Raw genomic sequence first — 22,158 nt, forward strand, 5'->3', positions numbered from 1 at the left:
AGGATTGGAAATGAGCTTCGATTATAAACGTTTGGTCAAGTTTGAGCACAACATCGGCGATAAAGACAAAAAAGTGCGCATGGTTTCAGGAGTGGTTTTGCTGAGCGTGTCTTTGTTTACCGCCAGCGTGTTAATGCTGCTGGTCGGTTTGGTGTTGGTCGCCACCAGCTACTCCGGCTGGTGCCCGGCGTATTCAGGTTTTGGAAAAAACACGCTGAGCGGCGGTTTTGCCGCCACCGATGCCAGCACCGACAACGGCCAATAAATGCGGGGCAGCCTGAATTCGCGATAGCGAGAATTCAGGCTGCTGTCATTTTTAGTGTTTCTCGTATTCGCCGTCAATCACAGACCGGTCGCGGGTAGTGTGTCGGAATATCGAACCAGCCTGGGTGGTGGATAAATGCCGCTCGATCAGATAATCGGCTATTTTTCGCCGGACCGCCGGAATCAAGCAGGCGAAGCCGCATAAGTCGGTAAAGAATCCCGGCGTCAGTAATAAGGCCCCACCGACCAACAAGACCGGGCCCTCCACCATTTCATAAGCCGGAATTTCTCCTTGTCTCAAACCGTTCTGGAACCGGTTCCAGGTTGCAAAGCCTTGTTGCCGTAATAGCCATGCTCCCAAGGTCGCGGTCAACACCACCAAAAGCACGGTCGGAAAGGTGCCTATGACGCTACCGACCTGCAACAACAGGTAAATCTCCACAAACGGTACGATCAGAAAAGTCAGAAACAGGGCGTGCATGATTTTCATGGTGAGCTGGCCGGGAAAAAAGCGGCTAATACTAAGAGCATCCCAGTAGAAATTCCAGGATAATATCGCGATGTACCAATTGATACTCTGTACCTGTCCCAATGCGGATTGCGCCGAAAATTTGGCGCATGCGCTCATCGCCGAAAAGCTGGCGGCTTGCGTCAACATCGTGCCCGGCGTCCGTTCGGTTTACCAATGGCAAGGCCAAATAGAAACCGCTCAGGAACATTTGCTGCTGATCAAGAGTCGGCAGGACCGTTATCCGGCGATCGAAGCTGCCGTGAAAAAACTCCACCCCTATGAAGTTCCGGAAATTATCGCGCTCGACATTGAACGCGGGTCTCAGGATTATTTGCAATGGATAAATTCATGTTTGATTGGCGTTTGATTTTTTTCTGGGTTTTAGTCGCGTTGTCATCGCTGGTCGCGGCTGAAGACAGCCAGGATTTTTTGCCGGCGGAGCAGGCGTTTAAATTAAGCGCAAGCGCTCAAAGCGGCAATAGTATCGAGCTTAACTGGCAGATCGCCGACGGTTACCACCTGTACCGGGACAAGACCAAGTTTCAGTCGCAGACCGAGGGCATCGTGCTGGGTCAGGCGCAAATGCCCGAAGGTGCTAGTGAACACGATCCGAGCCTGGGCGATGTCGTGGTCTACCGCAATTCGTTGCAGGTAGGGTTGCCGCTGGTAAACGACAAGGGTTTGCCTCAGCTCAAACTGCTGGTGAAGTATCAAGGCTGTGCCGACGTCGGCGTTTGTTACCCGCCGCAAAAAGTGGTGCTGGATATCGGTTTGCCGGCAGCGCCAACGGCGGCGGTCGTCGGCGGCGAAACGGTGCAACAATTCGTCAAGGGCTTGAAAGGTTTGACGGCCAATGTATTTTCCGCAGACTTGTTGCCGGCCGAACAAGCCTTCAGGTTTTTTGCCAGCGTCAAGGATGGGCATACCCTGCAGGCCTCGTGGCTGATTGCGGACGGTTATTACCTGTACAAGGACAAATTGTCGTTGGCGCTACAGGTGCCGACGACGGCGCAATTGGGCAAACTCCCGCTGCCGGAAGGCGATGCCTACCACGATGCCGAATTCGGCCAGGTGCAGATCTACCGTAACCAGGTGAATGTCGATGTGCCGTTAATACGCGGCCAATCGGCGGCCGAAACCGTCCAATTGCTGGCAAAATTTCAGGGCTGCGCCGACCGCGGCGTCTGTTATCCACCGATGCAGCAGACGGTCAGTCTGGATTTGCCGGAGGCGGGTTCGTTACCGGTTGAACCGGCGGCAGCCAATCCGCCGGAGTCGGAGCAAGACCGGATCGTCAATGCTTTGCGCCACGACAGTCTGGCGTTAACCTTGCTCAGCTTTTTCGGCTTCGGTTTACTGCTGGCTTTTACCCCGTGCGTGTTTCCGATGATCCCGATTTTGTCCGGGATTATCGTTGGCCACGGCCATCAGGTCGGCGTCCGCAAAGGGTTTTTGTTGTCGCTGAGTTACGTCCTAGCCTCGGCGTTGATGTACACCGCATTCGGCATCCTGGCCGCGCTGTTCGGCAGCAATTTGCAGGCAACTTTTCAAGAGCCCTGGGTGCTTGCGACCTTCTCCGGCTTGTTTGTGTTGCTGGCCTTGTCGATGTTCGGTTTTTACAATTTGGAAGTGCCCAAGTCGATTCAAACCATGCTGCATCGCTCTAGCGATCGCCATCGAGACGGTTCTTATTGGGGGGCGGCAATCATGGGCGCTTTGTCGTCGCTGATCGTCGGGCCGTGTGTGGCGGCGCCGTTGGCAGCGGCATTGATTTACATCGGCCAGACCGGCGATGCGGTGCTGGGCGGAGCGGCCTTGTTCGCGATGGGCTTGGGCATGGGGGCGCCGTTGTTGTTGCTTGGTGCGTCGGCGGGCAAGTTGTTACCTAAATCCGGCAGTTGGCTGAATTCGACCAAGGCCGTGTTCGGTGTGGTGATGTTGGCGGTGGCGGTCTGGATGCTGTCGCGTATTTTGCCGGCCTCCGTGGCGATGCTGTTGTGGGCTTTGCTGTTGGTGATTCCGGCTATCTATCTAGGCGCGATTGAGCCATTGCCGGAAGCCGCCGGCGGTTGGCGCAAGTTATGGAAAGGCCTGGGTTTGGTCATGCTGGTGTTCGGCATTTTGCAACTGATCGGCTTGAGCGCCGGCAATTCCAATCCATTGCAGCCGCTGCAAGGCTTGGCTGGGGGTGGTGGCTCGAAGTCCGAACCGGAGGGGCTGCACTTTGAGCGAGTGGCGAACCTGCCGGAACTCGAGCAGCGGATTCAGCAAGCCGCTGCCAGCGGCCGTAGCGTGATGTTGGATTTTTATGCGGACTGGTGCGTGTCCTGTAAAGAGATGGAAGCTTATACCTTCACCGATCCGCGCGTAAAACAACGCTTGGCCAATACCGTGTTGTTGCAGGCCGATGTCACAGCCAACAACGAAGCGGACCAGGCCTTGTTGAAACGTTTTGATCTGATCGGGCCGCCCGGCATTATCTTCTTCGGCGCAGATGGCCATGAGCGTAGCGGCATGCGCGTGATCGGCTATCAGGATGCCGCCACTTTTTTGAACACTTTGCAGCAATTATGAAGCGGAAAATACTGGTTTTTTGTTTGGTCGCGTTAATGGCCGTCGTCGCGGGTATCGCCTTTTACGGGTACCGGGAGCAAGCCCCGGCTGCAACAACCGAGCCCGGACCGGAGTTGAATTTCAGCCTGCCGGATTTGCAGGACGTGCCGCAGTCGATAGCGCAATGGCGCGGCAAGATTTTGCTGGTCAATTTTTGGGCGACCTGGTGTCCTCCCTGTTTGAAGGAGATCCCCGAGTTCGTTAAATTGCAGGCCGAATATCAAGATCGCGGCGTGCAATTTGTCGGTATTGCCCTGGAAGATAAGCAGCCGGTGTTGGACTACCAGAGTCGGGTGAAGGTCAATTATCCGCTGCTGATCGGCGGCGAGGACGCGGCGATGTTGGCGCAGCGCTTGGGTAACTTGATCAATACCGTGCCGTTTACCGTGATTGTCGATCCGCAAGGCAAAATCGTGCACCGCCAATTAGGCGAATTGTCCAGGGAAAAAATCCTGGAAGTCATTGAGCCGCTACTGCCGCCTAATTAACGCCAAATACAGGGAAAGCGTTGCTTAGACGGCTAGAAAGCGGTTTATCTGGACAAAAACCTGCGAATTAGGCAGAATTTCGCTTTATTTGATTCTTTCTTGTTCGATATTTTCATGGCGATCCTTACCGTTCTGAACGGACCCAATTTAAATATGTTAGGCGTTCGGGAACCGGGGTTATACGGCAGCAAAACTTTGCAGGATATCCAGGGCAGCGTTGAGAGTTTGGCGCGGTCGTTGGGGCATCAGCTGAGTTTTTGGCAGAGCAACGCCGAACACGAAATCGTCGAACAGATTCATCAAGCTTACCGGCAAGGTGTGGATTTCATCATCATCAATCCTGCTGCGTTTACCCATACCAGCGTGGCGATTCGCGATGCCCTGCTGGCTACCAAGATTGCATTCATAGAAGTTCATTTATCGAACGTGCATGCCCGTGAGCCTTTCAGAAGACATTCTTATTTTTCGGATATCGCCGTCGGCGTTATCTGCGGATTAGGGGCTACCGGTTACGAATTGGCTGTCCAAGCCGCTCATCAGTTATTACAAGAGAGAACTCAGAACGATGGATATTAGAAAAATAAAAAAATTAATCGATCTTATCGAAGAATCCGATATTGCTGAGATAGAAATTAGCGAAGGCGAAGAGTCGGTACGCATCAGCCGCTACTCCGCGGCTGCGCCGATGCAATATGCAGCTCCGGCGCCGGTAGCGGCTACACCGGCTCCTGCAGCGGCAGCGCCCGCTGCGGTTCCGGCGGAAGAGAAAATCAGCGGCCACGCCGTCAAATCGCCGATGGTCGGCACGTTCTACCGTTCCGCTTCGCCCGGATCGGCTGCGTTTGTCGAAGTCGGTCAAAGCGTTAGCGTTGGTCAAACCCTGTGTATCATTGAAGCGATGAAAATTCTAAATCAGATCGAAGCCGACAAAAGCGGCAAGGTTAAGCAGATTCTGGTGGAGAACGGTCATCCGGTCGAGTACGGCCAGCCTCTATTCATTATCGAATAACCTGTTTCGAGGCTTGGCTTATGTTTGAAAAAATTGTTATCGCCAATCGTGGCGAGATTGCATTGCGCATTTTGCGGGCTTGCCGCGAGTTGGGTATCAAAACTGTGGCGGTCTATTCCGAAGCGGACCGCGACCTGAAGCATGTGCGTCTGGCCGACGAAGCGGTTTGCATCGGCCCGGCGGCTTCTTCCGGCAGCTATTTGAACATCCCGGCCATCATCAGTGCTGCCGAAGTCACCGACGCCGAAGCGATCCATCCTGGATACGGATTCCTGTCGGAAAACGCCGATTTTTCCGAAAAAGTCAGTCAGAGCGGATTTGTATTTATCGGGCCCAAGCCGGATACCATTCGGATGATGGGCGATAAAATCTCTGCGAAGAAAGCGATGCAAGCGGCCGGTATTCCATGCGTTCCCGGTAATGGCGACCCATTGGGCGACGACGACGAAACCAACCTAAAAATGGCGCGGGAAATCGGTTATCCGGTGATTATCAAGGCTGCGGGCGGCGGCGGTGGCCGGGGCATGCGTACAGTGCATACCGAAAGCACCTTGTTGAACGCGATTGCGATGACCAAGGCCGAAGCCGGTACCGCATTTGGCAACAGTACGGTGTATATGGAGAAGTTTTTGGAGGATCCGCGCCACATCGAGTTTCAAGTGCTGGCTGATTCGCACGGCAATGCCATCCATTTGGGCGAACGCGATTGCTCGATGCAGCGCCGCCACCAAAAGGTAGTCGAAGAAGCGCCGGCGCCGGGCATCACCGAGGAACAGCGTCAGCTGATGGGCGAACGTTGTGCCAAGGCTTGCCGGGAAATCGGTTATTTGGGGGCCGGAACTTTCGAGTTTCTGTACGAAAAAGGCCAATTTTATTTCATCGAGATGAATACCAGGGTCCAGGTCGAACATCCGGTCACCGAGATGATTACCGGTTTCGACATCGTCAAGGAGCAGTTGCGAATTGCCGCCGGCGAGCCTTTGTCTATCACTCAGGAGCAGGTTACGTTCACCGGCCATGCCATCGAGTGTCGCTTGAACGCCGAAGATCCGAAAACCTTTATGCCGAGTCCGGGCCTGATCGAGCAATTCCATATGCCGGGCGGTCCTGGCATTCGTTGCGAGACCCATATTTATAACGGGTATCGGGTACCGCCGTATTACGACTCGATGATCGGTAAACTGATCGCGCACGGCGATGATCGAGCCAGCGCAATTGCCCGGATGAAGACGGCGCTGAGCGAAATGGTGATCGACGGCATCAAAACCAATATTCCGCTACAGCAAAGCATCATGGCAGATGCGGCATTTGCTCAGGGCGGACAAAATATCCATTATTTGGAAAAGAAACTGGGCATCCACTAAGCCGTAAATGGCCAAGGCAAAGCGTACGCCGTTTAATTCTCCAGTCAGGGCTTGTTTATGGCATGGCATCAGCTTTCGGTCGTAACCGACGAAACCACCGCTCCGGAAATCTCGGACTTCTTTTCCGAATTGGGAGCGGTTTCGGTAACCTATAGCGATGCGGAAGACGAGCCGGTTTACGAACCGGCTATCGACCAAACCAAAGTTTGGAGCCGTACGCGGGTGACGGCACTGTTCGAATTGGACTCGGATCCGGATATCGTGCAGTCACTGTTGTTCAATCAATTCATCGGTCAACCTTTGCAGGAGTGGTCGGCGGAAGTGTTGCAGGATCAGGCTTGGGAAAGGGCGTGGATGGAGCATTTTCAGCCGATGAAGTTCGGCGGCAAGCTTTGGATTTGTCCCAGTGGGCAGGAGAGAGCGGAGCCGGATACGGTATGCATGACCTTGGACCCGGGGTTGGCTTTCGGGACCGGAACCCACCCGACCACGGCCTTGTGCCTGGAATGGCTGGCTAGTCACGAATCTAACGGCAAAGTCTTGATCGATTTTGGTTGCGGTTCCGGCATATTGGCGGTAGCGGGCTTGTTATTGGGCGCAGGATACGCGCACGCCATCGATATCGATCCGCAGGCCTTGACTGCCAGCCGTTACAATGCCGAGAAGAACGGGGTGCAAGACCGGATCAGCTATTATCTGCCGGAACAGTTCTCGGCGTTTGCCGCGGATGTGGTGCTCGCCAATATTCTGGCCAAACCGTTAGTCGAATTGGCGCCTGTGATCGCCGAGTTGGTCAAACCCGGCGGCCAACTGGTGTTATCGGGGATTTTGAACGAACAGGCCGAAGTGGTGGCCGGCGCCTACCGCGCGCTCGGTTTGTCGGTTGCCGAACCGGTGAGTCGTGAAGATTGGTGTCGGCTGGACGTTTGCAAGCCCGGTTGACGAATGTTCACCCTTTGTCCGAATTGCCAAGCACCACAAGCCGTAACGGTCCGGCAATTGCGTCGGCAGCGAGGATTGTTGACCTGCCCGAGTTGCGGTCAGCGTTTCGACGGTCTGGCAGAGTTAAGCGAGGACGGCAGCGAAGCGTCGGATTTTTCTAGAGAGCCAAATGGGATCGTTGCGAAACCAGGACAGTCAAGTTTCAAGGGCTGGCGATGGGCTGGCGCGATGGCATTCGCTGTATTGATCGCTCAAGTTTTTTATTTCGAAGGCGAAAAACTCTACCGCTTGCCTACCGTTGCCGCGAATTGGCAGCGATTGTGCGGAATGGTCGGTTGCCGACCTCCCGGTTATAACAATGACCTTGAGTTATCGGTATCGCATACCGATTTACAGCGCCAAGCCGACAATAGTTACGTTTTCAGCGCGGCAATCACCAATCATGCCGTTTTGTCGCAGGAAGGTACGATGTTAAGGTTGACTCTGCTCGGCTTTAACGGCCAAGCGATTGCGGAGCGGGCTTTTTCATTGTCGCAACTGGCCGGTGTCGCTGCGCTAAAGCCGGACCAGACATTGCCGATTCGATTGCATATCGCCGCACCTGCGGCTCAGGTGGGCGGTTATGTTTTTAAGTTATCGTAAATAAGCATGAGTTATCCCGAACTGTTTCTGAAAAAGAACGAAGACAAGCGTTTGCGCCAAGGCCATTTATGGGTGTTCAGCAATGAGGTCGATTGCCGGCGTTCTCCGTTGGAGCAATTTAGTCCGGGCGACTTGGCTACCGTATGCGATGCCGAGGCTAAGCCGATCGGACTAGCCTATGTCAATCCCAATGCTTTGATTTGCACGCGGTTGTTGACGCGTAAAAGCAATCTGAAAATCGGCGAGAGTTTTTTCAAATCCCGGCTAAGCCAGGCGCTGAATCTGCGTCAGCGTTTGTTCGACAAACCGTTTTACCGGTGGGTGTTCGGCGAAAGCGATGGGCTGCCTGGTTTGGTGGTGGACCGGTTCGGTTCGGTATTGTCGGTGCAAATCACCACGGCCGGCATGGAGCGACACAAAGATTTAGTGGTCAAGGTTTTATGCGAGTTGGCTGAGCCGACAGCGGTACTGTTGAAAAATGATACCGGCCAACGGCAGCTTGAAAACTTGTCTCTGGTGCCGGAGTTGGTTTTTGGGGAATTGCCGGAGCATTTGGTGGTCGAGGAAAACGGTTCCCGATTTTTGGTGAATGTTGTCGAGGGTCAAAAGACGGGCTGGTTTTACGATCACCGGGAGAACCGTGCCCGGCTGGCAAAGTTGGTGGGCGGGATGCGAGTGCTGGATTTGTTCAGTTACGCCGGGGCCTGGGGCATTCCGGCAGCAATGGGCGGGGCGGCCGAAGTCTGTTGCGTCGATAGCTCTGAAAGCGCGTTGAAACTGGCCGAAGCCAGCGCCGAGTTAAACGGTGTCGCCGGTAAAATGCGTTTTGTGCGCAGCGATGTGTTTGAGTTTTTAAAGCAGGCTCGAGAGCAACGTGAACAGTTCGACGTCATCATATTGGATCCGCCAGCCCTGATAAAACGCAAGAAAGATTTCAAATCCGGTTATGAAGCTTATCGACGCTTGAACCATTTGGCGTTACAGGTCTTGTCCGGCAGCGGTATTTTGGTTTCGGCGTCTTGTTCTCACCATTTGAGTCGGGAAAATCTGCAAGAAATTTTGCGATCGTCGGCACGGCATATTGATCGGCATTTGGTGTTTTTTGCCGCCGGTGGCCAAGGCCCGGACCATCCGATACATCCGGCGATGGCCGAAACCGAATATTTGAAAGCGTTCTTTTGCGCGGTTAGCGCACGTATCTGACCAGATGCCGGCGCAGAAATCGGGCTGCGATCTGTGCGGGCAGCCGGTGTTGATTGGCGGATTCAAGTTGAATACCGTGCAAGGGCCGAAAAAATTCTGCTGCGAGGGCTGTCGCAGCATTTTTCAATTGCTCAATGCCGAGCAAATAATAATAACGACAACAGAGGAGAAACAAACATGACTACCCAAGGGGGCATAAAAGCCTGCGAATCGTGTACAGACCGCGTCAATATCGGTTGCCATCATAAACAGATGCCGGTGTGGTCCAGGGCGCTCGGTTTGTTGTTCATCTACTTACCGATTCTGACTTTGCCTTTTGTCATTGCCAGTGCTTATCTCACCTACTTCAGTCTGAAATTGGTCGGTGCGCAAAATGTCAAAACCTGGGGCGATTTTTTGCCGGCCAGATCGAGTCATCGCTATGATCTGAAAAGCCAGATTACGATGGACGGCTCGTTCAAGTTGAGTATGTCGCAGTCCAAGCTATTTTGGATTTTAAATTGCACCTGGTATTGCCCTTACAGCGTGGGTTTGTTTGAATGGCATGCCTACATGGTGAAAGTGGTGGAAAATTGGTGGTGCCCGTTTACCCATGATCGTAAAAACAGCTACACCCAAGGCGCGATTGACCAGTCTTTTTGGCACATTTACCCGGAGGAGAAGGCCAAGTTGCATGAAGAGGATAAAAACAATCCGATTTTTACCGCCGACCCGGATGCCTAGTGATTCCGCGATTGTCACAGTGCCTTAATCCGGCCCAGGGATAATGGCGGGTCGGTCTGGTGCTGGGGTTATATAGTTTTTCGGCACTTGACCGGGATGGGGGCTCGAGAAGGCTGGTTAAATTCATTAGCCGCAAATTCTCATAACCTACAGAGTCTAAAAACCAATTCTTATTGTCGACACGGAATGAATACAGAGAATACTAAAGCGGCCGTTGTGTGGTCTTGTTGGGGTGCAGCTTTTCTGCTGCTGTGTTTGGTCTTTCGCGATAGCTTGGGCGAAATGGTTAACACCTGGATTGGGTTAGAGGAATATAGCCATGGCTTTTTCATTCCGTGTATCACGGTTTATCTGATCTGGATGCGGCGTAGCGAGCTGAGCTTGGCGCAAAACTTCAGAGAGTCGGCGCCCGGGTTGGCTGTCATTGTTTTGGGCCTACTGATTTTTATACTGGGTGGTCTGGCGACAATCAAGACGATGGAGCAATACGCGTTCTTGATTGTATTGACCGGCATGTTTGTGTGTGCACTCGGTCTAACAGGGTTAAAGACTGCCTCTGTACCTTTATTGTTTTTGGTTTTTATGGTGCCTTTCCCGGCATTTATTCTGAATAATTTGTCATCAAAATTGCAGCTAATATCCTCTTGGCTCGGTGTTGAATTTATTCGGGCTTGTGACATCATGGTGTACCTTGAAGGTAACGTGATCGACTTGGGCAATTATAAGTTGCAGGTGGTTGATGCCTGTAGTGGTTTGCGCTATCTGTTCCCCCTGGCCAGTTTGGCGTTCTTGTGCGCCTATCTGTTTAAAGGGCCGTTTTGGCAGAAGCTGCTGATTTTTTTGTCGGCCATGCCGTTGACTATCCTCATGAACAGTTTTCGTATCGGCGTGATTGGTGTGTTGGTCGATAATTGGGGTACTGAGATGGCGGAAGGCTTTTTGCACGATTTTGAGGGTTGGGCTGTATTTCTGCTGTGCATGGTGCTGTTGTTCATCGAGATGTGGATTTTTAGTCGGATCAGCGGCAGAAAGCTGGCATTTGGTGAATTGGTGCAGATCCCCGCTGAATGGGGGAAGGCTCCGGTCATTGGCTCTTCCGTCGGGCAATTGAATCGGTCGGTATTTGTAGTTGCAATATTGCTTGTTACCGGAGCCAGTGTCGCGGAAATGTCCAAAGGTAGGGAAGATGTAATTCCGCAGCGTAAAGCGTTCTTAAATTTTCCGACTAAGCTAGGCGATTGGCAGGGCCGCAACGATTATTTAAGCCAGTTCTATTTGAACGAGTTGAAGTTGACCGACTATGTGATTATTAATTTCAACCAATTGGGTACCCAAAACAGCGTCAATTTTTACAGCGCTTACTATCAGTCTCAGCGTAAAGGCGCTGCGGTGCATTCGCCGCGCAGTTGTATCCCGGGCGACGGTTGGCAAATTACTAGCTACAGTCAGAAAGAGTTTCCTGAATTTGCCTTGGACGGCCATTCGCTTGAATTGAACCGGGCTGTTATTCAAAAAGGCGACAGTCGCCAGTTGGTGTATTTCTGGTTTCAACAACGGGGTAGAACGATAACTAACGAATACATGGTCAAATGGTATTTGTTTTACGATGCTATTATGATGAATCGGACGGACGGGGCGTTGGTAAGATTAGTCACTCCGGTGAATAAGGCTGAAGACATAGCGTTGGCCGACAGTCGCTTGCAAAGTTTTTTGCGCGATTTATTACCTGAGTTAGGAAATTATTTGCCTGGGAAAACGATAGTTCCAGCTACAGATGTTTCTACTTCAGGTTGATTGAGCAAGAACAGCCGCGTCGGTTCTAAAGTGGCTGAGTCTAAATTGGATTTTTCGAATGTTGTCCTACAGAAAAGGAGCTTTAAGTGAGTACTAAAAAAGCGTTGATTACCGGAATTACCGGCCAGGACGGGTCGTATCTGGCTGAGTTTTTATTGGAAAAGGGTTATGAGGTGCACGGTATCAAGCGACGGTCTTCGCTTTTTAACACTGAGCGCGTCGATCATATTTACCAAGATCCTCATATCAGGGATCCGAAGTTTTTTTTGCATTATGGCGACTTAACCGATACTTCGAATTTGACGCGGATTCTCAGCGAGATCCGTCCCGACGAAGTCTACAACTTGGGGGCGATGAGCCATGTTGCTGTATCGTTCGAGTCTCCCGAATATACGGCCGACGTCGATGCAATAGGTACCCTGAGGTTGTTGGAAGCTATTCGATTTTTGGGATTGGAGAAAACTACTCGGTTTTACCAAGCATCGACTTCCGAGTTATATGGCTTGGTCCAAGAAATCCCGCAGAGAGAAACGACGCCGTTTTATCCTCGTTCGCCCTATGCGGTGGCTAAGCTGTATGCTTATTGGATTACTGTCAATTACCGCGAAGCCTATGGTATGTATGCTTGCAACGGTATTCTGTTCAATCATGAGTCGCCACGTCGTGGCGAAACGTTTGTAACTCGGAAAATTACCCGAGGTCTCAGCAATATAGCCATTGGTTTGGATCAATGCTTGTACATGGGCAATATGGACTCTCTGCGTGACTGGGGGCATGCTAAGGACTATGTGCGGATGCAGTGGATGATGCTGCAGCAGGAACAGCCGGAAGATTTTGTAATCGCTACCGGCGTGCAATATTCGGTGCGACAATTCATCGAAATGTCAGCTAAAGAATTAGGGGTAACCGTTCGCTGGGAGGGTAAAGGCGTTAGCGAAAAAGGGTTTGTCGAGACTATTACCGGCGACAAAGCCCCGGCAATGACGGTCGGCCAAAACATCGTGGCGATAGATCCCCGTTATTTCAGACCGGCAGAAGTTGAAACCTTGTTGGGCGATCCAGCTAACGCCAAAAACAAGTTGGGCTGGGTGCCGCAAATTACGCTGCAAGAAATGGTCGCGGAAATGGTCGCGTATGATCTGGAGCAGGCGCAGAAGCATGCCTTACTCAAAAAGCAAGGGTATAGTGTAGCCGTCAGTAGGGAGTAAGTTTGTAATGGATAAAAATTCGAAAATTTATCTGGCAGGTCATCGCGGTATGGTTGGATCGGCCATATATCGCCAGTTTTCGGATGCCGGCTATCAGAATATTGTGGTTCGAACCCATGCGGAATTGGATTTGACTGATCAAGCCGCTGTTCGCGAGTTTTTGGCGTCCGAGAAACCCGATTGGGTGGTATTAGCTGCCGCCAAGGTTGGCGGTATTCATGCCAACAACGAGTATCCGGCTGAATTCATATACCAGAATTTGATGATTGAGGCTAATGTCGTCCATGCCGCTTGGTTGGCGAATTGTCGTAAGCTTTTGTTTTTAGGTAGTTCTTGCATATATCCGAAGTTTGCGGAGCAGCCTATGCGGGAGGAGGCGTTGCTAACCGGAGTGCTGGAGTCGACTAACGAACCTTACGCGGTTGCCAAAATCGCTGGGATCAAATTGTGCGAATCGTACAACCGCCAATATGGCGTTGATTACCGTTCGGTCATGCCGACCAACCTATACGGCGAGAATGATAATTTTCATTTGGAGAATAGCCACGTTATTCCGGCCTTGGTCAGGAAATTTCACGACGCAAAAATAAACAATGCTCAGATGGTCGAGGTGTGGGGAACTGGCAAGGCTATGCGCGAGTTTTTACACGTCGATGATATGGCGGCGGCTTGTATACACGTCATGGGCTTATCCGAGGCGGAATACAAGTCTTGCACCGAGCCTATGTTGTCGCATTTGAATGTTGGCACTGGGACGGATGTGACTATTCGAGAACTGGCAGAGACTATCGGTCGAGTCGTCGGTTTTCAGGGCGAAATTAGTTGGAACACAAGTAAGCCTGACGGTACGCCGCGTAAGTTGATGGATGTATCCAAACTGAAGTCTTTGGGGTGGGAGCCCAAGATTGGTTTGGAAGAAGGTCTAAGCAGTACCTATAAATGGTTTTTGGCTCATCAGGGGCACTTTAAGAGTCATTAGCCGTCTCTCGCCGCACCTTAACGGCTAAAATTAAGTTAAGTGTTGACAGGGTGGAGAGGTGTGGTTAGAATGAGCGGCTCTTCACTGCTGACGGTTTTGGGATTTGAAGGTTGAATCCTGGTTTGGTGGTGGCTTTGCTGGCTCTGTTGTTTTGGGGTCGGTAAGTTGGCGATTTCGATTTGGGGAGTTTGAATCGAAAGCCGCTGAAAAAGTGGTTGACATGATTTCTGATTGCTGTAGAATATGTCGGCTCAACAGGGCGAAATGCTCTGGCTCTTTAACAAACTGAATCGAAATAATTTGTGTGGGTATGTGTAGCGATCGATTTCTGTTAGAAATTATCGGTACAGACCACGTCAATTTAAGCTTATAAATTACGTTCTGTAATCGAGTCAAGATTGGTCGCTAATCTTTCTTAGCGACAAACCAAAATTAAACTGAAGAGTTTGATCATGGCTCAGATTGAACGCTGGCGGTATGCTTAACACATGCAAGTCGAACGCTGATAAGGTGCTTGCACCTTTGATGAGTGGCGGACGGGTGAGTAATGCATAGGAATCTGCCTATTAGTGGGGGACAACGTGGGGAAACTCACGCTAATACCGCATACGATCTACGGATGAAAGCAGGGGACCTTCGGGCCTTGCGCTAATAGATGAGCCTATGTCGGATTAGCTAGTTGGTGGGGTAAAGGCCTACCAAGGCGACGATCCGTAGCTGGTCTGAGAGGATGATCAGCCACACTGGGACTGAGACACGGCCCAGACTCCTACGGGAGGCAGCAGTGGGGAATATTGGACAATGGGCGAAAGCCTGATCCAGCAATACCGCGTGTGTGAAGAAGGCCTGAGGGTTGTAAAGCACTTTCAATGGGAAGGAATACCTATCGGTTAATACCCGGTAGACTGACATTACCCATACAAGAAGCACCGGCTAACTCCGTGCCAGCAGCCGCGGTAATACGGAGGGTGCAAGCGTTAATCGGAATTACTGGGCGTAAAGCGTGCGTAGGCGGTTGTTTAAGTCAGATGTGAAAGCCCCGGGCTTAACCTGGGAACTGCATTTGATACTGGATAACTAGAGTTGAGTAGAGGAGAGTGGAATTTCAGGTGTAGCGGTGAAATGCGTAGAGATCTGAAGGAACACCAGTGGCGAAGGCGGCTCTCTGGACTCAAACTGACGCTGAGGTACGAAAGCGTGGGTAGCAAACAGGATTAGATACCCTGGTAGTCCACGCCGTAAACGATGTCAACTAACTGTTGGGTTCTTAAAGAACTTAGTAGTGGAGCTAACGTATTAAGTTGACCGCCTGGGGAGTACGGCCGCAAGGCTAAAACTCAAATGAATTGACGGGGGCCCGCACAAGCGGTGGAGCATGTGGTTTAATTCGATGCAACGCGAAGAACCTTACCTACCCTTGACATCCTCGGAACTTGTCAGAGATGACTTGGTGCCTTCGGGAACCGAGAGACAGGTGCTGCATGGCTGTCGTCAGCTCGTGTTGTGAAATGTTGGGTTAAGTCCCGTAACGAGCGCAACCCTTATCCTTAGTTGCCAGCGAGTAATGTCGGGAACTCTAGGGAGACTGCCGGTGATAAACCGGAGGAAGGTGGGGACGACGTCAAGTCATCATGGCCCTTATGGGTAGGGCTACACACGTGCTACAATGGCCGGTACAGAGGGCAGCGAAACCGTGAGGTCAAGCAAATCCCACAAAGCCGGTCCCAGTCCGGATCGCAGTCTGCAACTCGACTGCGTGAAGTCGGAATCGCTAGTAATCGCGGATCAGAATGCCGCGGTGAATACGTTCCCGGGCCTTGTACACACCGCCCGTCACACCATGGGAGTGGGTTGCAAAAGAAGTAGGTAGTTTAACCTTCGGGAGGGCGCTTACCACTTTGTGATTCATGACTGGGGTGAAGTCGTAACAAGGTAGCCCTAGGGGAACCTGGGGCTGGATCACCTCCTTACAAAGACAGAATCCCGTTACACGTATCCACAACAAATTATTTCGATTGAAAGACGCACCTGGGTCTGTAGCTCAGTTGGTTAGAGCGCACCCCTGATAAGGGTGAGGTCGGAGGTTCAAATCCTCCCAGACCCACCAACGCGAAAAGCAAGACGAAAGCAACAAGGCAACTGAACACGCAAAAGACATTCGTCGGATTGCTGTTTTGATCTTGACGATTTCGGCTTTAGTCTTTTGACTGTTTTCGGGGCCATAGCTCAGCTGGGAGAGCGCCTGCCTTGCACGCAGGAGGTCGGGAGTTCGATCCTCCCTGGCTCCACCACTCGCCAGAGGCAAGCCAAGTGCCCGGGTCCAACGTATCCGTGAAGGCGATCAGCTCTATAATGCTTGAATACAGGCTTTATAGAATTGATCCTTAGATCAATACGCTCTTTAACAATATGGAAATCTGTAACCAAGTCTTGATCGGAAACGATCAAAACTGAAACGAGTTGCGGTTTATCGGAAGTGATTATCGAAAGATAAGCGCCGAAAGTAAATAGCAAGTCGTTCTCAAGCAACATCAGCGAACATGTCAGCTGACAAATAACTTAAATCGTAAGCCTAACAAAGCCGAAGATGAAAATCGGAAGCGAAGTAAAAGCAGACGTATTCGGGTTATATGGTCAAGTGAATAAGCGCATACGGTGGATGCCTAGGCAGTAAGAGGCGATGAAAGACGTGGTAGCCTGCGAAAAGCTTCGGGGAGGCGGCAAACAGCCTGTGATCCGGAGATGTCTGAATGGGGAAACCCGGCGAGGATAACCTCGTCATCTTTGAGTGAATACATAGCTCACTGAAGCGAACCCGGAGAACTGAAACATCTAAGTACCCGGAGGAAAAGAAATCAACCGAGATTCCCTTAGTAGTGGCGAGCGAACGGGGACCAGCCCTTAAGTGTTGATGACGTTAGTGGAACGGTCTGGAAAGTCCGGCGATACAGGGTGATAGCCCCGTACACGAAAACGTCTTCAGCATGAAATCGAGTAGGTCGGCGCACGTGAAACGTTGACTGAATATGGGGGGACCATCCTCCAAGGCTAAATACTCCTTACTGACCGATAGTGAACCAGTACCGTGAGGGAAAGGCGAAAAGAACCGCGGAGAGCGGAGTGAAATAGAACCTGAAACCGTATGCGTACAAGCAGTGGGAGCCCCTTCGTGGGGTGACTGCGTACCTTTTGTATAATGGGTCAGCGACTTACATTTTGTGGCAAGCTTAACCGAATAGGGGAGGCGTAGGGAAACCGAGTCTTAATAGGGCGTTTAGTCGCAAGGTGTAGACCCGAAACCGGGCGATCTATCCATGACCAGGTTGAAGGTGTGGTAACACACACTGGAGGACCGAACCCACTCCCGTTGAAAAGGTAGGGGATGAGTTGTGGATCGGAGTGAAAGGCTAATCAAGCTCGGAGATAGCTGGTTCTCCTCGAAAGCTATTTAGGTAGCGCCTCGTGTATAACTGCTGGGGGTAGAGCACTGTTTCGGCTAGGGGGTCATCCCGACTTACCAACCCGATGCAAACTCCGAATACCAGCAAGTTTCAGCACGGGAGACACACGGCGGGTGATAAGGTCCGTCGTGAAAAGGGAAACAGCCCAGACCGTCAGCTAAGGTCCCCAAATCTATGCTCAGTGGGAAACGATGTGGAAAGGCACAGACAGCCAGGAGGTTGGCTTAGAAGCAGCCACCCTTTAAAGAAAGCGTAATAGCTCACTGGTCGAGTCGGTCTGCGCGGAAGATTCACCGGGGCTAAGCATAGTACCGAAGCTACGGATTCACGCTTTGCGTGAGTGGTAGAGGAGCGTTCCGTACGCCTGCGAAGGTCGATTGAGAAGTCGGCTGGAGGTATCGGAAGTGCGAATGCTGACATAAGTAACGATAAAGGGGGTGAAAAACCCCCTCGCCGTAAACCCAAGGTTTCCTGCGCAACGTTAATCGACGCAGGGTTAGTCGGCACCTAAGGCGAGGCAGAAATGCGTAGTCGATGGAAAACAGGTTAATATTCCTGTACCAGTAGTAACTGCGATGGGGTGACGGAGAAGGCTATATCAGCGGTCGGTTGGAAGTGGCCGTTTAAGCAAGTAGGCATGTACCTTAGGCAAATCCGGGGTGCTCTATGCTGAGATGTGATGACGAGTGTCTCGAAAGAAACGCGAAGTGATAGATGCCCTGCTTCCAGGAAAAACCTCTAAGCTTCAGGTTACTAGTGGCCGTACCCTAAACCGACACAGGTGGGTGGGATGAAAATTCTAAGGCGCTTGAGAGAACCCAGGTGAAGGAACTAGGCAAAATGATACCGTAACTTCGGGAGAAGGTATGCCGTTGATAAGTGAAGTCCCTCGCGGATGGAGCGTAAGGCGGTTGCAAAAAATCGGTGGCTGCGACTGTTTAGCAAAAACATAGCACTCTGCAAACACGAAAGTGGACGTATAGGGTGTGACGCCTGCCCGGTGCTGGAAGGTTAATTGATGGGGTTATCTTCGGAGAAGCTCTTGATCGAAGCCCCAGTAAACGGCGGCCGTAACTATAACGGTCCTAAGGTAGCGAAATTCCTTGTCGGGTAAGTTCCGACCTGCACGAATGGCGTAACGATGGCCACACTGTCTCCACCTGGGACTCAGTGAAATTGAAATCGCTGTGAAGATGCAGTGTACCCGCGGCTAGACGGAAAGACCCCGTGCACCTTTACTATAGCTTGACACTGGACTTTGAACCTACTTGTGTAGGATAGGTGGGAGGCTGTGAAGCAGGAACGCCAGTTCTTGTGGAGCCATCCTTGAAATACCACCCTGGTATGTTTGGAGTTCTAACCTCGATCCATTATCTGGATTAGGGACAGTGTCTGGTGGGTAGTTTGACTGGGGCGGTCTCCTCCCAAAGAGTAACGGAGGAGCACGAAGGTACCCTCAGCCTGGTCGGAAATCAGGCAATGAGTGCAAAGGCATAAGGGTGCTTGACTGCGAGACGGACAAGTCGAGCAGGTACGAAAGTAGGTCTTAGTGATCCGGTGGTTCTGTATGGAAGGGCCATCGCTCAACGGATAAAAGGTACGCCGGGGATAACAGGCTGATACCGCCCAAGAGTTCATATCGACGGCGGTGTTTGGCACCTCGATGTCGGCTCATCACATCCTGGGGCTGAAGCAGGTCCCAAGGGTATGGCTGTTCGCCATTTAAAGTGGTACGCGAGCTGGGTTCAGAACGTCGTGAGACAGTTCGGTCCCTATCTGCCGTGGGCGTTTGAGATTTGAGGGAAGCTGCTTCTAGTACGAGAGGACCGAAGTGGACGAACCTCTGGTGTTCCGGTTGTCATGCCAATGGCATTGCCGGGTAGCCACGTTCGGACAGGATAACCGCTGAAAGCATCTAAGCGGGAAGCCCCTCCCAAGATGAGATCTCACTGGGACTTTAAGTCCCCTGAAGGGCCGTTGGAGACGACGACGTTGATAGGCACGGTGTGGAAGTCCAGTAATGGGCGTAGCTAACGTGTACTAATTGCCCGTGAGGCTTGACCATATAACACCCAATGCGTTTGGGTAGCAGTTGACTGCTGATAACAAACTGAGAACGACAAACTCGCTACAGATTTCCATGAAAACAGGTCAAGCGGCAAAGCCCGCGAAGCCATACGCTTCGAACCTGTGCATGACGGCTGCAACAACAGCCTAACCAGTTTGCTTGGTGAACATAGCAAGCGTGAACCACCCGATCCCATCCCGAACTCGGAAGTGAAACCGCTTAGCGCCGATGATAGTGTGGCAGGTTGCCATGTGAAAGTAGGTCATCGCCAAGCTCTTAAACACAAAGCCCGTCTCAGACGGGCTTTTTTTTTGCCTAGACTCTTCTCACACAATTCTACTGTAACACTTGGCACTTTCTGCGGCTCATTCCGAAGTAGTTGATTCAAGGCAGTCGCGAAGAATGTTTTGCAGTTTCTTTAGGCCTAATTGTCTAGTCAACTTCACATTCCGTTCCGGTATGCTTGCCGGATCAGGATATGACGCTAAGGCGCTTTCGATGCTGCTTTCTCGAATTAGATGCAACATTGGGTACGGTGATCGATTCGTATAGTTATCGGGATCGTTTTCGCCGCTATCGGCAAACCGATAATGCGGGTGAAAACTGGCTATTTGATAAATTCCCTCGTATCCTTGATCAATCAATAATTGCTCGGCAATTGCCAATACGTCCAGATAGTCGTAAAAGTTGTCGAACTGTCTGGTGATAATTAGCAAGGTTGTTTCTGTCTCTGGGTGAGTATCGAGATGCATGCATTCTTCTATAACCGCGTTCAGGCAAGATTCGACGTTATTGCCATTTTCTACTCGATAACGAATGCTGTTACGCTGCCGCTCGCGATTTGCAAAGGGACAAATGTTGTAGGCTATTACGAATGATTTAATCCACGCTTCAGTCGCAGCGATTATCTGTTGGTTAGTAGACATATCCATAGTATGCGTAAAACAATAAAAATTAGGTGTTGGTCCGTGCTCGCGTTACTGGTGCCAGTAATTGCTGGCGCCGAAGTCTATCGTTGGACAGATGTTCACGGCCGTAGCCATTTCTCGGATCGGCATCATGAAGATGCCCAAGTAATGCATATTGATCCGGGGATAAGCTACTACCGGGTTGAGAAGGTGTTTGATGGCGATACTATTCTATTAGATGACGGCCGCAAAGTTAGGCTGTTAGGTATAAATACGCCGGAAATCGCTGGCCGCATCAAATCCGCGGAAGCTGGAGGTGAGCAGGCTAAACAATGGTTGCGGCTTAAGCTGGAGCAACGAAAGGTATTTCTGCAGGGCGATGTGGAAAAACAGGATAAATATCAACGTACCCTGGCTTATGTATTTAACGAAAATAAACAATTGATCAACGTCGAGTTGGTGAAGCAGGGATTAGCAACTGTCAATATTCACCCGCCAAACCTGAGATATGTTAACGAATTGCTGGCCGCGCAGGAGGATGCGGAACGCGGCAATATTGGTCTATGGTCCGATGCGGCCTATAGCCCAACTCCCGCTGAGCGGTTGGATCAGTCAAATTACCAAGGATGGAAACGGGTAACCGGCAAGATAATTTCGCTCAAACAAACGGTAAAGCATAGTTATTTGTTATTCAGCGATAAGGTCTCGGTCTCCATCGAGCCAAGTTCCTTGCCGTTATTTACAGCCTTGGAAAGTTATATTGGAAAAAACGTCGAGGTGCGTGGCTGGGTAAAGCGTTCCAGAGACCGCTTCTACGTGATTGTCAGGCATCCTGCCGACATTCGAGCCGCGCCATAGCACTATTCCTCCTCCGCAAACAATTCCTGGATCATTTGTTTCTCATCGTCGTTCAGGATGGTTTCCGCGGAAAACCAGCGGGTACGCTGGAAAATGACGTCTTCAGATTCCTTTCGCAATCCTGCTCGGCGGTCGGTCTCGCGTCTTTCGGCAACCCGGCGTTCGCCCATACGGCGTTCGTACTTGGGCCACAGTAAATATTGTTGCTGAATGAAGGCAATCCATTCTTCCGAATTGAATGGGTACGGATTGGTTCGTCGTTCCTGTTGGCGGCGTACTGTTCGACGCCGAGCCGAGAATTCGCTATTCATTGCTAGCACTACCTTGGGTTCCTCGAGCCGCAACTACTTTTTTGGCAGTGCGCTCCATAGGGAAAAACAGTAATCGATAAGCCCGTTGAGTTATTTCGTCCTTAGTTTGATGGCAACGATTGGTACAGTGTGTCTTCAAATATCCGAAACAAAGCCGCACGGATATCTTGGCTTGAGATAAATCTGAGAAAGATAAAGTTCCGTTCTAAACCTTAAGTTAACAATATTGGGCTTAGGCTACCGAATTTTAATGAATTGCGATAGTTCTTTGAAATTTCCCATGGGCCGCTTTTTAAAGCTTCTAATTTAGGGTTGCCAGCGCCGCGGAGTAATCGGGTTCGTCGGCAATTTCGTTGACCAGCTGGGTGTAAATGACCGTGTTATGTTCGTCGATAATGACAATTGCGCGTGCCGTTAGTCCGGCCAAAATGCTATCCAACAACTCGACGCCGTAGTCGTGGGCGAAACTGGAGCGAAACGTGGACAGCGGCACCACATGTTTGATGCCTTCAATTTCGCAGAATCGGACTTGAGCGAACGGCAGGTCTGCCGATACGGCCAGCACCACGGTATTCGGTAAATGAGCCGCTTTTTCGTTGAACTTGCGGGTAGAGGCGGCGCAAGTCGGCGTGTCCAGGCTCGGTACGATATTCAATACCTTGCGTTTGCCGGCAAATTCGGCCAAGCCGACATCCTGCATTTTCCGGTTGGTAAGCAGAAAGTCCGGGGCGGGACTGCCGACGGCGGGTAAATCGCCTACGGTGTTGATGGGTTTGCCTTGGAAGGTGATGGTTGCCATTCTGGGCTCCTGT

Annotated in this window: 19 protein-coding genes, 2 tRNA genes, 3 rRNA genes and 1 pseudogene; 21 read left to right on the plus strand and 4 right to left on the minus strand. The window is 51.3% G+C overall.

Annotation, left to right across the window (positions count from 1 at the left end):
• Window positions 1–10: 10 nt before the first annotated feature.
• Entirely contained in the window at window positions 11–265 is a 255-nt protein-coding gene (locus ACH518_RS10825) for a YgaP family membrane protein (RefSeq protein ID WP_140912168.1), read from the plus strand.
• Between the two features lie 51 nt (window positions 266–316).
• Here the strand turns inward: ACH518_RS10825 and ACH518_RS10830 are convergent, their stop codons facing one another.
• On the minus strand, window positions 317–754 hold the full coding sequence (locus ACH518_RS10830; protein ID WP_445372909.1) for an FxsA family protein: 438 nt from the start codon (window positions 752–754) through the stop codon (window positions 317–319).
• 70 nt (window positions 755–824) lie between these two features.
• Here ACH518_RS10830 and cutA point away from each other — a divergent pair, with 70 nt between their 5' ends.
• The 19 genes and pseudogenes from cutA to rrf all read left to right on the plus strand — a co-directional run bounded on the left by cutA (window position 825) and on the right by rrf (window position 19,543).
• Window positions 825–1,142 (plus strand): divalent-cation tolerance protein CutA, encoded by a 318-nt coding sequence (gene cutA, locus ACH518_RS10835; RefSeq protein ID WP_445372910.1) that lies wholly within the window; start codon window positions 825–827, stop codon window positions 1,140–1,142.
• Window positions 1,124–3,349 (plus strand): protein-disulfide reductase DsbD, encoded by a 2,226-nt coding sequence (locus ACH518_RS10840; protein ID WP_445372911.1) that lies wholly within the window; start codon window positions 1,124–1,126, stop codon window positions 3,347–3,349. The genes cutA and ACH518_RS10840 overlap by 19 nt, the downstream gene beginning before the upstream one ends.
• The gene (locus ACH518_RS10845) at window positions 3,346–3,876 is read left to right on the plus strand and encodes a TlpA family protein disulfide reductase (protein ID WP_445372912.1); all 531 of its coding nucleotides are present in this window, start codon (window positions 3,346–3,348) and stop codon (window positions 3,874–3,876) included. Before ACH518_RS10840 ends, ACH518_RS10845 begins: the two co-directional genes overlap by 4 nt.
• A gap of 114 nt (window positions 3,877–3,990) precedes the next feature.
• Complete coding sequence (aroQ, locus tag ACH518_RS10850; protein ID WP_140912173.1) at window positions 3,991–4,452, plus strand: type II 3-dehydroquinate dehydratase; 462 nt, start codon at window positions 3,991–3,993, stop codon at window positions 4,450–4,452.
• Window positions 4,442–4,885: an acetyl-CoA carboxylase biotin carboxyl carrier protein gene (gene accB, locus ACH518_RS10855; RefSeq protein ID WP_445372913.1), complete on the plus strand. Its 444-nt coding sequence runs from the start codon at window positions 4,442–4,444 to the stop codon at window positions 4,883–4,885. The genes aroQ and accB overlap by 11 nt, the downstream gene beginning before the upstream one ends.
• A 20-nt stretch (window positions 4,886–4,905) precedes the next feature.
• Window positions 4,906–6,249 (plus strand): acetyl-CoA carboxylase biotin carboxylase subunit, encoded by a 1,344-nt coding sequence (gene accC / locus ACH518_RS10860; RefSeq protein WP_140912175.1) that lies wholly within the window; start codon window positions 4,906–4,908, stop codon window positions 6,247–6,249.
• 57 nt (window positions 6,250–6,306) lie between these two features.
• Entirely contained in the window at window positions 6,307–7,191 is an 885-nt protein-coding gene (gene prmA / locus ACH518_RS10865) for a 50S ribosomal protein L11 methyltransferase (RefSeq protein ID WP_445372914.1), read from the plus strand.
• 3 nt (window positions 7,192–7,194) lie between these two features.
• A pseudogene (locus tag ACH518_RS10870) lies at window positions 7,195–7,293 on the plus strand (zinc-ribbon domain-containing protein); the annotation flags it as partial.
• A 126-nt stretch (window positions 7,294–7,419) separates the two neighbouring features.
• On the plus strand, window positions 7,420–7,833 hold the full coding sequence (locus tag ACH518_RS10875) for a DUF3426 domain-containing protein (RefSeq protein ID WP_445372992.1): 414 nt from the start codon (window positions 7,420–7,422) through the stop codon (window positions 7,831–7,833).
• A gap of 6 nt (window positions 7,834–7,839) precedes the next feature.
• On the plus strand, window positions 7,840–9,036 hold the full coding sequence (locus tag ACH518_RS10880; RefSeq protein ID WP_445372915.1) for a class I SAM-dependent rRNA methyltransferase: 1,197 nt from the start codon (window positions 7,840–7,842) through the stop codon (window positions 9,034–9,036).
• A 177-nt stretch (window positions 9,037–9,213) separates the two neighbouring features.
• Entirely contained in the window at window positions 9,214–9,759 is a 546-nt protein-coding gene (locus tag ACH518_RS10885) for a hypothetical protein (protein WP_445372916.1), read from the plus strand.
• 186 nt (window positions 9,760–9,945) lie between these two features.
• Window positions 9,946–11,553: a VPLPA-CTERM-specific exosortase XrtD gene (gene xrtD, locus ACH518_RS10890; protein WP_445372917.1), complete on the plus strand. Its 1,608-nt coding sequence runs from the start codon at window positions 9,946–9,948 to the stop codon at window positions 11,551–11,553.
• An 86-nt stretch (window positions 11,554–11,639) separates the two neighbouring features.
• Complete coding sequence (gmd, locus tag ACH518_RS10895; protein WP_445372918.1) at window positions 11,640–12,761, plus strand: GDP-mannose 4,6-dehydratase; 1,122 nt, start codon at window positions 11,640–11,642, stop codon at window positions 12,759–12,761.
• A 7-nt stretch (window positions 12,762–12,768) separates the two neighbouring features.
• Complete coding sequence (fcl, locus tag ACH518_RS10900; RefSeq protein ID WP_445372919.1) at window positions 12,769–13,740, plus strand: GDP-L-fucose synthase; 972 nt, start codon at window positions 12,769–12,771, stop codon at window positions 13,738–13,740.
• Window positions 13,741–14,174: 434 nt separating this feature from the next.
• Window positions 14,175–15,710, plus strand: a 16S ribosomal RNA gene (locus tag ACH518_RS10905).
• Window positions 15,711–15,770: 60 nt separating this feature from the next.
• Window positions 15,771–15,847, plus strand: a tRNA-Ile gene (locus tag ACH518_RS10910).
• Between the two features lie 108 nt (window positions 15,848–15,955).
• Window positions 15,956–16,031, plus strand: a tRNA-Ala gene (locus ACH518_RS10915).
• A 341-nt stretch (window positions 16,032–16,372) separates the two neighbouring features.
• A 23S ribosomal RNA gene (locus tag ACH518_RS10920) occupies window positions 16,373–19,266 on the plus strand.
• Between the two features lie 161 nt (window positions 19,267–19,427).
• Window positions 19,428–19,543 (plus strand): 5S ribosomal RNA (gene rrf / locus ACH518_RS10925).
• Together the 16S, 23S and 5S rRNA genes with 2 tRNA genes alongside form the textbook arrangement of a ribosomal RNA operon.
• A gap of 91 nt (window positions 19,544–19,634) precedes the next feature.
• Here rrf and ACH518_RS10930 read toward each other — a convergent pair.
• Entirely contained in the window at window positions 19,635–20,195 is a 561-nt protein-coding gene (locus tag ACH518_RS10930) for a DUF1415 domain-containing protein (protein ID WP_445372920.1), read from the minus strand.
• A gap of 42 nt (window positions 20,196–20,237) precedes the next feature.
• On the opposite strand from ACH518_RS10930, the gene ACH518_RS10935 reads away from it, so the two are divergent.
• The gene (locus ACH518_RS10935) at window positions 20,238–21,035 is read left to right on the plus strand and encodes a thermonuclease family protein (RefSeq protein ID WP_445372921.1); all 798 of its coding nucleotides are present in this window, start codon (window positions 20,238–20,240) and stop codon (window positions 21,033–21,035) included.
• 2 nt (window positions 21,036–21,037) lie between these two features.
• Here the strand turns inward: ACH518_RS10935 and ACH518_RS10940 are convergent, their stop codons facing one another.
• Both ACH518_RS10940 and tpx read right to left on the minus strand, forming a co-directional pair.
• Window positions 21,038–21,346, minus strand: coding sequence for a hypothetical protein (locus tag ACH518_RS10940; RefSeq protein WP_140912407.1), 309 nt, complete (start codon window positions 21,344–21,346; stop codon window positions 21,038–21,040).
• Between the two features lie 301 nt (window positions 21,347–21,647).
• Window positions 21,648–22,145 (minus strand): thiol peroxidase, encoded by a 498-nt coding sequence (gene tpx / locus ACH518_RS10945; RefSeq protein ID WP_445372922.1) that lies wholly within the window; start codon window positions 22,143–22,145, stop codon window positions 21,648–21,650.
• Between the last annotated feature and the right edge of the window lie 13 nt (window positions 22,146–22,158).

Source organism: Methylomonas sp. HW2-6, assembly GCF_052474525.1.

What these genes read in the sequence shown, in the direction of transcription:
- ACH518_RS10825 (WP_140912168.1), top strand. Translation starts at nt 11, where the DNA reads ATGAGCTTCGATTATAAACGTTTGGTCAAGTTTGAGCACAACATCGGC.
- ACH518_RS10830 (WP_445372909.1), bottom strand. Translation starts at nt 754, where the DNA reads ATGAAAATCATGCACGCCCTGTTTCTGACTTTTCTGATCGTACCGTTT.
- cutA (WP_445372910.1), top strand. Translation starts at nt 825, where the DNA reads ATGTACCAATTGATACTCTGTACCTGTCCCAATGCGGATTGCGCCGAA.
- ACH518_RS10840 (WP_445372911.1), top strand. Translation starts at nt 1,124, where the DNA reads ATGTTTGATTGGCGTTTGATTTTTTTCTGGGTTTTAGTCGCGTTGTCA.
- ACH518_RS10845 (WP_445372912.1), top strand. Translation starts at nt 3,346, where the DNA reads ATGAAGCGGAAAATACTGGTTTTTTGTTTGGTCGCGTTAATGGCCGTC.
- aroQ (WP_140912173.1), top strand. Translation starts at nt 3,991, where the DNA reads ATGGCGATCCTTACCGTTCTGAACGGACCCAATTTAAATATGTTAGGC.
- accB (WP_445372913.1), top strand. Translation starts at nt 4,442, where the DNA reads ATGGATATTAGAAAAATAAAAAAATTAATCGATCTTATCGAAGAATCC.
- accC (WP_140912175.1), top strand. Translation starts at nt 4,906, where the DNA reads ATGTTTGAAAAAATTGTTATCGCCAATCGTGGCGAGATTGCATTGCGC.
- prmA (WP_445372914.1), top strand. Translation starts at nt 6,307, where the DNA reads ATGGCATGGCATCAGCTTTCGGTCGTAACCGACGAAACCACCGCTCCG.
- ACH518_RS10875 (WP_445372992.1), top strand. Translation starts at nt 7,420, where the DNA reads ATGGCATTCGCTGTATTGATCGCTCAAGTTTTTTATTTCGAAGGCGAA.
- ACH518_RS10880 (WP_445372915.1), top strand. Translation starts at nt 7,840, where the DNA reads ATGAGTTATCCCGAACTGTTTCTGAAAAAGAACGAAGACAAGCGTTTG.
- ACH518_RS10885 (WP_445372916.1), top strand. Translation starts at nt 9,214, where the DNA reads ATGACTACCCAAGGGGGCATAAAAGCCTGCGAATCGTGTACAGACCGC.
- xrtD (WP_445372917.1), top strand. Translation starts at nt 9,946, where the DNA reads ATGAATACAGAGAATACTAAAGCGGCCGTTGTGTGGTCTTGTTGGGGT.
- fcl (WP_445372919.1), top strand. Translation starts at nt 12,769, where the DNA reads ATGGATAAAAATTCGAAAATTTATCTGGCAGGTCATCGCGGTATGGTT.
- ACH518_RS10930 (WP_445372920.1), bottom strand. Translation starts at nt 20,195, where the DNA reads ATGTCTACTAACCAACAGATAATCGCTGCGACTGAAGCGTGGATTAAA.
- ACH518_RS10940 (WP_140912407.1), bottom strand. Translation starts at nt 21,346, where the DNA reads ATGAATAGCGAATTCTCGGCTCGGCGTCGAACAGTACGCCGCCAACAG.
- tpx (WP_445372922.1), bottom strand. Translation starts at nt 22,145, where the DNA reads ATGGCAACCATCACCTTCCAAGGCAAACCCATCAACACCGTAGGCGAT.